Source organism: Glutamicibacter sp. TV12E (genome assembly GCF_052441935.1).
Taxonomy (GTDB): Bacteria; Actinomycetota; Actinomycetes; order Actinomycetales; family Micrococcaceae; genus Glutamicibacter.
On sequence record NZ_JBQVVF010000001.1, the window covers coordinates 21,997 to 36,059 of the forward strand.

Annotated in this window: 10 protein-coding genes; 6 read left to right on the forward strand and 4 right to left on the reverse strand. The window is 63.5% G+C overall.

Features of this window, described 5'->3' with window-relative positions; translation table 11 throughout:
• Positions 1-59 precede the first annotated feature (59 nt).
• The 4 genes from ACT7DV_RS00085 (at position 60) to ppk2 (ending at position 7,500) form a co-directional block, all read left to right on the forward strand.
• Positions 60-1,028, forward strand: a complete 969-nt coding sequence (locus ACT7DV_RS00085) for a quinone oxidoreductase family protein (RefSeq protein WP_444660350.1) — start codon at positions 60-62, stop codon at positions 1,026-1,028.
• Between the two features lie 251 nt (positions 1,029-1,279).
• Positions 1,280-5,215, forward strand: a complete 3,936-nt coding sequence (locus ACT7DV_RS00090) for a Pls/PosA family non-ribosomal peptide synthetase (RefSeq protein WP_444660351.1) — start codon at positions 1,280-1,282, stop codon at positions 5,213-5,215.
• Positions 5,216-5,242: 27 nt separating this feature from the next.
• Positions 5,243-6,529, forward strand: coding sequence for a M1 family metallopeptidase (locus ACT7DV_RS00095; protein ID WP_444660352.1), 1,287 nt, complete (start codon positions 5,243-5,245; stop codon positions 6,527-6,529).
• Between the two features lie 74 nt (positions 6,530-6,603).
• Positions 6,604-7,500 (forward strand): polyphosphate kinase 2, encoded by an 897-nt coding sequence (ppk2, locus tag ACT7DV_RS00100; protein ID WP_444660353.1) that lies wholly within the window; start codon positions 6,604-6,606, stop codon positions 7,498-7,500.
• On the opposite strand, the gene ACT7DV_RS00105 is transcribed toward ppk2, so the two are convergent.
• Both ACT7DV_RS00105 and ACT7DV_RS00110 read right to left on the reverse strand, forming a co-directional pair.
• Positions 7,497-8,186: a 4'-phosphopantetheinyl transferase family protein gene (locus ACT7DV_RS00105; protein ID WP_444660354.1), complete on the reverse strand. Its 690-nt coding sequence runs from the start codon at positions 8,184-8,186 to the stop codon at positions 7,497-7,499. The two genes, ppk2 and ACT7DV_RS00105, sit on opposite strands and share 4 nt — an antisense overlap.
• 9 nt (positions 8,187-8,195) lie before the next feature.
• A complete protein-coding gene (locus ACT7DV_RS00110; RefSeq protein ID WP_444660355.1) occupies positions 8,196-9,710 on the reverse strand; it encodes a DUF5129 domain-containing protein in 1,515 nt (504 codons plus the stop codon).
• A gap of 322 nt (positions 9,711-10,032) precedes the next feature.
• Here ACT7DV_RS00110 and ACT7DV_RS00115 point away from each other — a divergent pair, with 322 nt between their 5' ends.
• On the forward strand, positions 10,033-10,554 hold the full coding sequence (locus ACT7DV_RS00115; protein ID WP_444660356.1) for a phosphoribosyltransferase: 522 nt from the start codon (positions 10,033-10,035) through the stop codon (positions 10,552-10,554).
• 124 nt (positions 10,555-10,678) lie between these two features.
• Positions 10,679-11,140: a GNAT family N-acetyltransferase gene (locus ACT7DV_RS00120; RefSeq protein ID WP_444660357.1), complete on the forward strand. Its 462-nt coding sequence runs from the start codon at positions 10,679-10,681 to the stop codon at positions 11,138-11,140.
• Here the strand turns inward: ACT7DV_RS00120 and ACT7DV_RS00125 are convergent, their stop codons facing one another.
• Both ACT7DV_RS00125 and pheT read right to left on the reverse strand, forming a co-directional pair.
• Positions 11,141-11,365, reverse strand: coding sequence for a hypothetical protein (locus ACT7DV_RS00125; protein ID WP_444660358.1), 225 nt, complete (start codon positions 11,363-11,365; stop codon positions 11,141-11,143).
• A 156-nt stretch (positions 11,366-11,521) separates the two neighbouring features.
• Positions 11,522-14,062, reverse strand: a complete 2,541-nt coding sequence (gene pheT / locus ACT7DV_RS00130; protein ID WP_444660359.1) for a phenylalanine--tRNA ligase subunit beta — start codon at positions 14,060-14,062, stop codon at positions 11,522-11,524.
• Position 14,063 lies beyond the last annotated feature (1 nt).

The following is a 14,063-nucleotide window of genomic DNA, read 5'->3' on the forward strand; positions in this document are numbered from 1 at the left end:
GGCCGTAGAGGCCCGCCGGAACACCCCGCAGACACCGCGTATTTCAGGAGCACCGCATAATGCAGCAACAAGCCATCGTGGTCAACGAACCCACCGACTCCACCGGATTGCAGCTAACCCGAATCCCCGTCCCCGCCCCAGGCCCCGGACAGCTGCTGATCAAGGTCGCAGCCACGGGCGTCAACTTCATCGAAACCTACCAGCGCAGCGGCGTCTACAGCGTCGACTACCCGTTTGTGCCGGGTTCCGAGTTCTCCGGCGTGGTGGAGCAGATCGGCCAGGGCGTCCAGAACTTCAAGCCGGGCGATCGCGTAGCCACCGCCTCAGGCGTGGCCGGATACTCGAACTATGCCGTAGTCGACGCCGTGCTGACCGCCAAGGTCCCGGACTCGGTGGACCTGCATATCGCTGCCGCCCTGCCCCTGCAGGGCATGACCGCCCACTACCTGGTCCACTCCAGCTACATGGTGCACAACGGCGATGTCATCCTCACCTATGCTGGCGCGGGTGGCGTGGGGCTGATCCTCACCCAGTTGCTCAAGCTCAAGGGCGCCACCGTGATCACCACCGCCTCCAGCCAGGAGAAGAAGGACCTGGCCAAGGCCGCCGGAGCCGACTACGTGGTCGACTACAACCAGGTCGCCGAAACGGTCGAGAAGGTCACCGGGGGCCAAGGCGTGAACGCGGTCTATGACGGCATCGGCAAGGACACCTTCGATACCTCCTTGGCAGCACTGCGCCGGCGCGGCACCTTGGTGCTCTTTGGCGGCGCCAGCGGGCAGGTCCCGGATTTCAACCTGCAGCGCCTGAACGCTGGAGGATCGCTGACCGTGACCCGCCCCAAGCTCGCCGATTTCCTTACCTCGGAGCAGGAAATGCACTGGCGCTTCGGCGATATGGTCGGCTGGGTGGCCACCGGCAAGATCGATGTGCGCATCGGAGCCCAGTACCCGCTGGCCGAGGCGGGCGCAGCACATGCGGCGCTGGAATCGCGGGCCACCACCGGCAAGGTCATCTTGCTGCCGTAGCTACCAGCTTTGGGTCCGGGGAACAACATTCTAGCCAGCACTCCGGGCCCACGGCGTAGCAGTTGCGAAATCAGTGAGACTTAGCCGACAGTTCAGCCGAACCAGCCGGACCCGTTCGTCCACTGCCCATTAAGATAGGCACTGGATCCTCCGATCCACCCCTCCAGCATCCATATCCTTTGTGGGACGCTCTCCCCCAGCGCCCCGATTCCATTTACGCAGTTAAATGAGAAGGGATGGATCCGTTCATCATGGACAACGATCAAGCTACGGCGCCGGATCAAGAAATCTATGCTCCGCAGTTTCCTTCCGGTGCCCTGGCCCCGGCTCCTCGAACCCTTTTGGACATCCTGCAAGCGACCGCCCGGGCATGCCCCGACGCCCCCGCCATTGATGACGGGGAGCGCACCGAGAGCTACGCCGAGCTCATCGAGGAGGTCAAGGCCAAGGCCCGCCGCTTGCATGAGCAGGGCCTGGGCGCCGGCGACCGCATTGGCGTGCGCGTCGAATCCGGCACCCGCCACCTCTACGAATGGATCCTGGCGATCCTCTGGGTGGGCGCCGCCTACGTTCCGGTGGATGCCGATGACCCCGATGAGAGGGCCAAAACCGTCTTCACCGAAGCCCAGGTGGCCGGAATCATCAAGGGCACCGGCACCATCGTGGCCGAATCCGGGCGGCCCAAGCCATTCGCCGCGCCACGGATGCCGGGACTGGAGGATGACGCCTGGATCATTTTCACCTCGGGTTCCACCGGAAAGCCCAAGGGTGTCGCGGTATCACACCGTTCGGCCGCGGCCTTTGCCGATGCCGAAGCGCAGATGTTCCTGCCTGCCGACCCGCTAAACACCACGGACCGCGTGCTCGCCGGGCTGTCGGTGGCCTTCGACGCCTCCTGCGAGGAAATGTGGATCGCCTGGCGCAACGGCGCCTGCCTAGTGCCCGCCCCGCGCGCCCTGGTGCGCAGCGGCATGGACCTGGGCCCCTGGCTGATTTCGCGATCCATCACCGCCGTCTCCACCGTCCCCACCTTGGCGGCGCTGTGGCCCGCCCAGGCCCTGGATTCGGTGCGGCTGCTGATTTTTGGCGGCGAAGCCTGCCCGCCCGAGCTCGCCGGCCGGCTGGCGACCGAGGGCCGCGAGGTCTGGAATACCTATGGCCCCACCGAAGCCACGGTGGTGGCCTGTGGTGCCACCATGGACGGCAGCCTGCCTGTGCGCATCGGCCTGCCTCTGGCCGGATGGGACCTGGCAGTGGTCGACCCCCAGGGCATTCCGGTGGCCGAGGGCGAATCGGGCGAGCTGATCATTGGCGGCGTGGGCCTGGCCCGCTACCTGGATCCCGAAAAGGACGCGGAAAAGTACGCCCCCATGCCCACCCTGGGCTGGGAGCGCGCCTACCGTTCCGGCGATATGGTCGTCAACGACCCGTTGGGGCTGATTTTCATCGGGCGCGTTGACGACCAGGTGAAAATCGGGGGCCGGCGCATCGAGCTGGGCGAAATCGATGCGGCACTGAACTCCTTGGCAGGAGTATCCTCGGCGGCGGTGGCGGTGCGCGAAACCGCCACCGGCAACAAGATCCTTGTCGGATACCTGCAAGCTCCCGAAGGCTATGACCTGCCGGCGGCCCGCAGCGCGCTCCTGGAAGACCTGCCCGCACCCATGGTGCCGATCCTGGCCGTCTTGGACAGCCTGCCGATGAAAACCAGCGGCAAGGTCGACCGCAACGCCCTGCCGTGGCCATTGCCCGGAGAGGAAAACACCGGGGCCGCCGGCGAAGCTCCTCAGCTGGATGAAGCCGGCAGCTTCATCGCCGAGGCCTGGCAGGGCGCCTTGGGCACCCCGGTTTCCGGCCTTGACTCTGACTTCTTTGCCGCCGGCGGCGGATCGCTTTCGGCGGCCCAATTGGTCTCCGCCCTGCGCGTGCGCTACCCCGATCTGACGGTCGCCGAGCTCTACGACTACCCGCGGTTCGGCGCCCTGGCGGAGTATCTCGGCGGGCAGCAGGCCGCCAGCGAGCCGGTGGAGCCTCGCACCGTGGCCCGCACCAGGCGCGGCACCCAGCTGGCGCAAACCCTCGTGGCCTTCCCGCTGTTCATCCTCTCCGGCCTGCGCTGGTTCACCTATGTGGCGATCGGGCACCTGGCGCTAGCGGCCCTGGGCGTATTCGACGCCCCGCTGCCCGTGCCCTGGTACGCGGTCGCTGCGCTCTGGCTGGTCTTCGCCACCCCGGCCGGGCGGATGTCGCTGTCCATCCTGGCCAATAAGCTGCTGCTGCGCGGGCTGGAACCCGGCATCTACCCGCGTTCGGGATCCGTGCACCTGCGGCTGTGGCTGGCCCAGCACGTGGCCGATGTGGTCGATCCGATCTCGCTGTCCAGCGCCCCGCTGCTGCCGTGGTACGCCCGGATGCTCGGAGCAAAAATCGACCGCACCGCAACCTTGCACACCCTGCCCCCGGTGACCGGAATGCTCGCCGTGGGCCCCGGTGCCACCATCGAACCCGAAGTGGATGTCAGCGGCTACTGGATCGATGGCGACAAGCTGCATGTCGGGGCCATCGACATCGGCGCCCATGCCTCCATCGGCGCGCGCAGCACCCTGATGCCCGGTGCCGTCATCGGCGATCATTGCATCGTCGACGCCGGTTCGGCCGTCTACGGGCATACCCGCGCGAACTCGCGCTACGCCGGATCCCCGGCCGCCCGCCAGTCCAAGGCCAAGCCCAAATGGCCCGAGGCCCAGCCGGTGTACCGCGCAGCGCCGCGCCTGCTCGCCGGCATCGCATCCCTGCTGCTCAACCTGTGGCAGTGGATCCCGGTGGCCATTGCCCTGCTGGCCATCACCCCGATCCTGCGGCCGGCCGATTCGCTGGCCGGAATCGGGTGGAGCTTCATCCCGGCCGTCCTTGTGGCGGCGCTGGCCTGGTTCCTGTCGAGCATGGCCTTGACCGTCGCCGTGGTTCGCTTGCTGTCCATCGGCCTGGTTGAAGGCTGGCATCCGGTCACCTCCCGCGTGGGCTGGCAGGCCTGGGCTACCGAACGCGTGCTTGATACCGCCCGCGACCAGCTCTTCCCGCTGTACGCTTCGCTGTTCACTCCGATCTGGCTGCGCCTGCTGGGTGCCAAGGTCGGACGGGATGTGGAAATTTCCACAGTGCTGCTGATCCCCAAGATGACCACAATCTCCTCCGGCGCCTTCCTGGCCGATGACACCATGGTGGCCTCCTACGAACTCGGTGGCGGATGGATGCATATCGCCCCGGTCCGCGTGGGCAAAAAGGCCTTCCTCGGCAACTCCGGCATCCTGCACGCCGGGCGCCGGGTGCCCAAGCGCTCGCTGATCGCGGTGCTCTCTGCCACCCCGAAGAAGATGAAACCCGGCACCTCGTGGATCGGTTCTCCGCCGAACAAGTTGCGCCGCACCACGGTGGAAGCCGAAACGGAGCGGACCTACCGTCCGGGCATGAAGCTGAAAATCATGCGCTCCTTCTGGGAGCTGGCCCGCAGCCTGGCAGTATTCACAACCGTTGGCATCGCCGGCGGGGTGCTGTGGGCGCTGGCGGCTTTGGCCACCCATGCCGGTGTCTGGGCGGGCATTTTGCTCTCCGGCGCGGTGCTGGTGATCGCCGGCGCAGTGGCCGCGGCGATCGCGGTGGCAGCCAAGTGGCTGGTGGTCGGCCCGATCCGTCCCGGCGAGCACACCCTGTGGAGCTCATTTATCTGGCGTACCGAAATGGTCGATTCCTTCACCGAGCTGGTGTGCGCCCAATGGTTCGCCCGCCTCGCTTCGGGAACCCCGGCCCTGGTGTGGTTCCTGCGTGCCCAGGGCGCGAAGATCGGCCACGGCGTGTGGTGCGAAAGCTACTGGCTGCCCGAAGCAGATCTGGTGACCCTTCAGGACCATTCCACGGTCAACCGCGGCTCGGTGCTGCAGACCCACCTCTTCCACGACCGCATCATGTCCATTGACGCGGTCACCCTGGGTGCCGGAGCAACCCTCGGCCCGCACAGCGTGATCCTGCCGGCCGCGCAGATCTCCGAGGGCACCACCACCGGTCCGGCCAGCCTGATCCTGCGCGGCGAGGTTCTGCCCGCCAATACCTACTGGCGGGGCAATCCGGCAGTACGCTGGAACATCAACCCGGATACGCACCTTCCACAGCCCGCCACACAGGAAGCCTGAGGCAACACACCGATGCACCATCGCATAATGGATGAGTACACCAAGCACTACGGCTCCCCGGACTACACCGTGGAGCACTACGACGTGAACCTCGTAGTGAAGCTGGCCAGCAACCACCTCGATGGCCGGGCGATGCTGCGCATCCGCGCCCTTGTGGACCTCAACGAGATCGCGCTGAACCTCACTGGGCTCAAGATCATCAAGGCCACCTGCCAGGGGCGCAAAGTCTCCGTGGCCAAGAAGCACCACCGCGTTGTGGTCTCGACCCCGAATCGGGTCAAGGCCGGCGAGCATATCGAGCTGAACCTGCGCTATGGCGGCAACCCCGCGGTGGATAACGGGCCTTGGGGCGAAGTCGGCTGGGAAGAGCTGACCGACGGCATTCTCGTTTCCGGCCAGCCGGTCGGGGCTTCCACCTGGTTCCCCTGCAATGACCACCCCAGCCACAAATCCTCGTACCGCTTCGAGGTGTCCACCGACGCCGGATACCGGGTCGTTGCCAATGGCGATTTGCTCTCCCAGCGCCGTTCGGCCAGCCGCTCCACCTGGATCTACGAACAGCGGGAACCGATGGCAACCTATCTGGCCACCTTGCAAATCGGGCGCTATGCCGAAATCGCTTTTGACCGCGGGCACCATCTGCTGGCCTACTCGGTACCGGGCAACGACTTGGCGGTGCGTGGCGCCTTTGCCAAGCAGGGGCAGATGGCCGAGATCTTTGAACGCAAATTCGGCCCGTACCCCTTTGAGAATTACAAGATCGTGGTGGTCGACGACGACCTGGAAATTCCGCTGGAAGCCCAGGGCATGAGCATCTTCGGGCGCAACCACCTGTCCCTGGACTGGGAGGCACAGCGGCTGATCGCCCACGAGTTCGCGCACCAATGGTTCGGCAACTCGCTGACACCTGCTGGGTGGAAGGACATCTGGCTGAATGAAGGGTTCGCGTGTTTCAGCGAGTGGGTCTACTCGGAACACTGTGGTGCCATGCCGATGGAACAGCGTGCTCGCACCGCCTGGGAGAAGCTCAATGCCCTCCCCCAGGATCTCATGATCGGGGATCCCGGCCCGGAGGACATGTTTGATGATCGCGTCTACAAGCGCGGTGCGCTGGCTCTCTACGCGCTGCTCAAAGAGCTGGGCGATGAAGCGTTCTACGAGATGCTTCGCGATTGGACGGGCACCTATCAGCATGGAAGTGTCGATGCGAAAAAGTTCGGCAAGCACCTGAAAAAGCATGCGCCCGGCTTTGAAACTGATCAAATTTTGCACAATTGGCTTTCGGACCTCCAGCTGCCGCCCTTCCCAGGCTGAGCGCTGGGCCAGCCGGCGGCCTCGTTCAATTCCGGTTCATTGGCTGTTCATCCACTGAATCTAGGCTTGCCACCATGAGCGTAGAAATCCCCCTGCTTGATGATGCTTTCCGCGGCTACTCGGTGCTCGACGATGATGATGACGATCCATTGTTGTTGCGCGCCGATGGCAGCGTGGTCGATACCTGGCGCGAGGACTACCCTTACGAAGAGAAACTCGACCGCGAAACCTACGAGCTCGAAAAGCGTGCCCTGCAGATTGAGCTGCTCAAACTTCAAAAGTGGGCCAAGGCCCATAGCCGCCGGATCATGATTGTTTTTGAAGGCCGCGATGCCGCCGGCAAGGGCGGAACGATCAAGAGATTCACCGAGCACCTGAATCCCCGTGGCGCCCGCGTCGTGGCCCTGGAAAAACCCAGCGATCGGGAATCCACCCAGTGGTACTACCAGCGTTATGTCCAGCATTTCCCGTCAGCCGGGGAAATCGTGCTGTTTGACCGTTCCTGGTACAACCGTGCCGGTGTGGAACGAGTCATGGGATTTTGCACGCCCGCACAAGTAGGCCATTTCCTCGATCAGACTCCCCTGTTTGAACAACTGGTGGTGGACGAAGGCATTGATCTGGTGAAGTTCTGGTTCTCCGTCTCCGCCAGCGAGCAGCTCACCCGCTTCACCATTCGCCGTCTTGATCCTGTGCGCCAGTGGAAGCTCTCCCCCATGGATCTTGAATCCTTGGACAAATGGGAGAAGTACACGGAAGCAAAAAAGGAAATGTTCCTCAAGACGGACACCGATCACGCGCCGTGGACGGTAGTGAAGTCCAATGACAAGAAGCGCGCACGGCTTGCGGCCATGCGCCATGTGCTGAACCTCTTTGATTACGCGGGCAAGGACCATGAGCTGGTCGGATCACCGGACCCTCAGATCGTGGGTCGTGCAGCAAACGTGATCACCCACGGCGAAGAGTTCTAAGTCCTTCCAGGCATCTGCCGAACGGCAATCGCGGTAGCCAGCAAGCCGTGCCCGATAGCACCGTCGGCCTTCCAGTTTCCGGAAATCGCTGACAGGTCTGCGCCGAAGTGCAAGGTCCCGTCCTGCAGGATTCGAGCGGTGAAGGCTCCGGGCCGCTGTCCCACAGTGATCTCGCATTCAAGGAAATCCAGCCATCTCCTTGCCATCGGAAACCAGGTTTTGAAGACGCTTTCCTTGGCGCTGAAAATCAGCCTGTCCCAGGCGATGCCCGGTTCCCGGGTGGAGAGCCGATCTACAGCCTCTTGTTCAGCTGGAAGCAGGAGAAGATCCACGGTGCCTGGCGGCAGGGCCGAATGAGGCTCGGCGTCAATGCCGATCCCGCTCCACTGATCCGAACATGCCACGGCAGCGGCCCGCAGCCCTTCGCAGTGCGTCATGCTTCCCACGACACCCCGGGGCCAGACCGGTGCCCGGTGCTCATCAGGCACCAGAACATGTCCGCCGTGGCCCAGTTCTGCGAGCGCTTGCCGGGCACAAATGCGTACCGTGCGAAATTCTTGCTGGCGGGATTCGACCGCGTTGGCCACGTAGAGGTCTTCGGGCCGGTATCGAGGCCCGTCGTCCAGCTCCGAACGCGTTTCTGCCACGTGTACTGACGCGGGCAGCAGCTCGTTGAAAATGCGCATCAATACTCGCTAGAAGCGTGAAGATCCGCCGGAGCCAGAGAAGCTGCCGCCTCCGGAATAGCCGGTAGATACCGACCCGGATGAGCTGGCGGATTCCCTCGACTGGTCTACCGAGTTCGCGCCAGAGGTGTAGCCGGCGTGGTAGCTGCTGACGCTCCAGTACATCGCGCCGGGGTTCAATACGTCCAGGATGGTCCCGCCACGCGGGCTATGGCTTCCGGTGGAGTTGCGCGAGCGTTCCATCGCCTCGCGCATCTGTTCCTTCTCCTCGTCATTTTCTGCATAGGCGTCGATTTGGGCCTTGGCAAACTCGTCCAGTCGCTCGGTCAGTCCTTGGCGAAGATCGGAGAGCTGGTCCAATGCCTGATCTACATCGATTTCCTCGGTCTTCAATTGGGTGCCCAGTGCTTCCAGTGATTCTGCGGCTGTCACCCGGTAGGAAGCCAGCGCCGCGGCACTGCCTGCCAATTCGGGTTCGGCATCATCAATGAGCGTGGAAATCTGCGATAGGTCATCGGCGAGCGGCTTGGTTTGCGCACGCCATGCGTCCTCCCATGAAGCCGAGCGAGTGTAGAGAGCCGCGGCGGCAATGATGGCGTCGTCGGTGCGGTCGAGGTTTTGCGCGTCGTCCTTGAACTTCTTGGCGGCTTCCACGCCATCGGTTGATGACCGGTACTTCTTCTCAGCTATGTCCAGCTTGGCTTGCGCATCGAAGGTTTCGCGATAGTTGGCCATGAAGTCAGCAAAGCGGCGTTCCAGCTCCGCGGCGTGCGCCGATCCTGTGGGCATCGTTTTTGCGGCGAGCTCGGTTTCTTCCAGGTCCATCGTGACATTGGTCAGATGCTCTCGTCCTGCGTGAAAATCCTGCGCAAAGTTCTTGCGTCGCGAAGAACGCACTGCGGCAGTGGCTGCCAGGACAATTCCGGTGCCGCCGCCTCCGGCCGCTACGGTCCACCAGAGCGCGGGGCTCTTGTACCAGGGCCGATTCATTATGCCCGAGGCCTTGGCGGCTACGGCTATCACGCCATCGGTCCACCGTGACAGGTTGAAATCGTCGTAGCCTTGTTCATGGATGCTTTCCATCTGGCCGGTGCTGACCTTGCGGTCTTCGCCGAAGTACGTGCCGATTTGCCCGTCTCCGGGTCCTTCGACGGACAAAGTGACGATCAGCAGCCCATCGGCCCAGTAGTCGCCGTAGTCCTCAGGCTTATCCGAAATCCATTCCGGATGGGATTCACGGGCGAATTCGAGGGTTTTTGCATTTATGTCATCCGAGTATGCGCCGTTGCGCGTATAGACCGCGACGTTGGTCGGTTCGTTGAAATCCAGATCATCGAGGGCATCTGAAAGCCGTTCACGATTGATCACGCCAGCGGTATCGTCGATGGTCACTGTCCCCAGGTTTTCACCGGCGTGGATTTGCACGGCGGTCACGGCATGCGCCGGTGCCGCCGCGGTGAAGAATCCGCATGCCAGGATTGCTATGGCACTGGCAGCGCGCCCCTTTCGAATGCTACGTGTCATGCTCGCTTCTCCTTAGACCGATGCCAGATGGTGAGTCGACGACTGCTTGCACCAGTTTATCGATCAAAAGGGATTTTTGCCGCGGGACCAGCCGAGGCATGGATCGGCTCGTCACGATCCGATGCTCCGCCGCTCCCTGGGGTACGCAGCGGCTTCTCCCCTGACGCCATTCGCCACGACGTGATGTATTGCTCAGCGATGGGACTCCCTTTCGGATTATTGCCTAATCAATAAGCAAAAAACGCTCCGGACTAGTGCTGAAAAGCGGATCGGGCCCGTGGTTCCAGCACCATGGCATGGAAAACGGCGGTAAAATTGCAGAATGACTAGCATTGACGATTCAGGGGCATCCGTCCTTTCAGAACCAGAGCGCGAAATCCTCACCTGGGACACCTTCGGTGAAGCATCCCGCGAACTGGCACAGACCATCGTAGATAGCGGCTTCGAGCCGGAAATCGTCCTGGCTGTGGCACGCGGCGGCCTGCTGCTGGCAGGCTCGATTTCCTACGCCCTGGGCGTCAAGGCCTGCGGAGCCCTGAACGTGGAGTTCTATACGGGCATCGGCACCGTGCTTCCTGAGCCAGTGGTGCTTCCGCCAATGCTGGATGATGGCCACCTGCGCGACAAGAAGATCCTGATAGTGGACGATGTCTCCGACTCCGGCCGCACCTTGGAGAAGGTCGTCGATCTGGTCTCCGCTTGGGGCGCAGATGTCAAGACCGTCTGTCTCTACACCAAGCCGCGCACCATCATGGTCCCGGACTACGAATGGCGCCGCACCGACAAGTGGATCACCTTCCCATGGTCGGACCTGCCACCGGTTACCGCTAGCGCAGCAAAGTAATTTTTTGATCTTCAGCAGGGAACGATGCCCATCGTTCCCTGCTTTTGCTTAAGCATGCAGCTCCGCGTTCGCCATCTCGCATACGAAACTAGAACGGCACAAAGCCTTGCAATAGGCTGAAGACATGACTTCCCCACTGCTGCTGACGGCAATCTCCGAAGCCGACACGGATTTCGTTGCGGACCTGGCCGCAGATGAGCGGGTCACCGCGTACATCGGTGATGGCCAGCCATGGAGCCGGGCATACTGCGAACAGCGTGTAGCCCACGTCCTGGAAAGCCCTGGAATTTCGTGGTTCATCGTCTGGCACGACAAGGTTCGCATCGGCCTATTCACCGCAACACAGCGCGCCGGGGCCATCGAGATCGGATATTGGCTGGCGCCAGAGTACTGGGGCCAGGGTCTGGCCAAGGATCTGGTCGCCCTGGGCATAAGGCAGCTTGAAAAAGCTGGAATCACCGAACTAATTGCCAGGGTGGCACCCGATAACGCGGCGTCGCTTAAAGTCCTTGAACGGCAAGGATTTCTCGTTCAAAGCCAGGACGCGTCGCTTCTCACCCTCACCAAAGCCGTGAGGCCGCTCTAACTAGGTGCTCGCCTGATGCGGCAGCCCGAAGCTGGTAGGGCGCAAGGGATCCGGGGCTTCCTCTTCTGGCTGGTAGGTCGGAGTCGGCTCATCTTGCAGGTGTGCTCCCGCACCGCGCTCGATGAACACCACGGCTGCCCAACCCGCTGCGATGAGCGCTGCGATTGCCAGCAGGCCGAGGAACAATACCAGCAGCACGGCGCCGCATGAACGCAGTCCCTTCACGAGCCGTCACTTCCTTAGCATCAACTAATTATCAGCGGTTTCCCAGAATCAAGTGTAGACGCCTTCGGTGCAAAACCCGGACACGGAAAATCACAAATGCCCCGACCATCGCCTTGGAATAAATCAAGGCAACCGGCGGGGCATCTGCAGTTTCAGCTAGCGCTGGGTGGCACCAAACTTCTCGGCAGCCACAGCCACAGCAGCTGCGCGCGCCTCGGATGCCTCATCGGCGGTCAGAGTGCGATCGGTAGCGCGGAAGCGCAGGCCGAAGGCCAGCGATTTCTTGCCATCCTCGATTCCCTTGCCCTGGTACACGTCGAACAAGGCGATATCTTCGAGCAGCTCGCCTGCGCCTTCGCGCAAAGCGGCCAGCACCTGGCCAGCGACAACGTCCTGGTCCACGACCAGTGCCACGTCCTGGGTAGCCAGTGGCTGGCTGGACAGGTGCTGGGCAACAACTACGGCAGGAGCCGCATCCATAAGTGCAGCAGCATTCAGTTCCATGGCCACGGTGCGCGCTGGCAGGTCCCAATCCTTGAGCAGCTGCGGGTGCAGTTCGCCGGCGTAGCCGACAACTTCACCTGCGACCTCCAGCTGCGCTGCACGGCCCGGGTGGAAGCCCTGGTGGCTGCCCTGGACAACCTCGAGCTGCACACCGAGGATCCCGGCAACACCTTGGGCCGTGTCCAAGGCGTCGGCCCAGTCCCAGGCGCGTGGCTCGAAGCCAGCAGCGGCCGAGGCTTCATGCCCGGTAAGGACAGCAGCCAGATGCCATGGCTGGCGGGGCACGCCGTTGAACAGCTCGGCCAGCACTTCATCACTCGGCTTGGCGCCCAGTGGCGGAAGCACGCTGGATCCCAGTTGCTCGCCTGGCAGGAACACCAAGCCGCCCTCGTAGAGGGCCAGATCGCGGAAGCCGCGGCCGATATTGCGGCGCGCGGTGTCCAGCAGCCCTGGCAGCAGGCTGGTGCGCAGGAAGCGGAATTCCTTGGAGATCGGGTTGGCCAGCGAAATGGCCTTCACCGCGGTGCCGGCCTGGGCCGCGCCGAAGGTGTTGTTCTGCAGCTCGGAGACGAACGGGTAGGACAGGATCTCGGTCAGTCCTGCATCCGCCAAGCCCTGGAGCAAGCGGCGACGCTGGGACTGCGCGCGGGTCAAGCCACGGCCCGGAGGGGCCACTGGCAAGGTTGCCGGGATCTTGTCGTAGCCCACAACGCGGGCCACTTCCTCGACCAGGTCTTCCTTGATGGCCAGGTCCGGACGCCAGCTCGGGGCGGTGACCAGGAAGCCGTCGGCGTTCTGCGCCACGGTGGCGCCGATGCCTTCGAGCGAGTCCACGGTCTGCTCGTCGGTGTAGTCCACGCCGATCAGTGCGCTGGCGAAACCTGCTGGCAGCTGGATCTGCGTGTCGGCTGGCTGCGCGCCGGCGTCGGTGATCCTGGTGGTTTCGGTGCCACCGGCCAGCTGCACGAGCAGATTCACGGCGCGCTGGGCCGCGATCTGCATGATGCTCGGGTCCACACCGCGTTCAAAGCGCTTGGACGCTTCGGAAGGCAGCTTGTGGCGGCGGCGCGATCGGCCGATGGACACGGCGTCGAAGTGCGCGGCTTCGATCAGCACCCGGGTGGTCGAATCCGAGACCTCGGTGGCAGCCCCGCCCATGACCCCGGCGATGCCCAGGGCACCGGACTCGTCGGTGATCAACAGGTCCTCGGCCGAGAGCTCGCGCTCCTTGTCGTCCAAGGTGGTCAGCTTCTCCCCGGCATTGGCGCGGCGCACGGTGATCGCACCGGTGAGCTTGTCGGCATCGTAGAAATGCAGCGGCGCGCCGAGCTCCAGCATCACGTAGTTCGAGATATCCACCGGCAGCGAGATCGAGCGCATGCCCGCCAGCTGCAGGCGCGAAGCCATCCAGCGCGGGGTGGGCAGGGCCGGGTTGATGCCGGTGACCTCGCGGGTCACGAAGCGGGTGCAACCAGGGACATCGTAAATTGGCGCCTGGTCGGCAAGCACGACCTCGTGGCCGGCCTCGGTGGCTTCAGCGACCGCAACGGTGATTGCCGGGTCGGTGAAGGAGGTGCCGGTAGCCAGCGCGTACTCGCGGGCCACGCCGCGGATCGAGAAGCAGTAGCCGCGGTCCGGGGTCACGTTGATCTCAGCGGCCTGGTCATCGAGCCCGAAGAGCTCGAAGACGTCGGTGCCCAGTTCCGGATCCAGCCCGTAGTTGGAGAGCACGATGATGCCATCATGGTCATCGCCGATGCCCAGCTCGCGGGAGGAGGCGATCATGCCGGCCGAGGTGTGGCCGTAAGTCTTGCGCGGGGAGATCTTGAAGTCTCCTGGCAGCACCGCTCCGGGCAGGGTGACAACTACCTTGTCGCCTTCCACGAAGTTGTGCGCGCCGCAGACAATCCCCTGCACGCCCGAGGGGTCGATGCCCTTGCCGGTCAGGGTCTGCTCGGTGCCTTCCGGGACCACGCGGACTTGGCACCAGTTGATGGTCTTGCCGTTGGACGCGACCTCCTTCTCCAAGGAGAGCACCTGGCCGACCACGATCGGGCCGGAGAGCTCGTCGGAGGGGCGGTGCACGTCTTCTTCTTCGAGGCCGACCTTGACCAGGTCCGCCATGACGTCTTCAGCCGAGGCGTCGGCCGGTACCTGCGCATACTCGCGCAGCCATGAAAGTGGAATACGCATT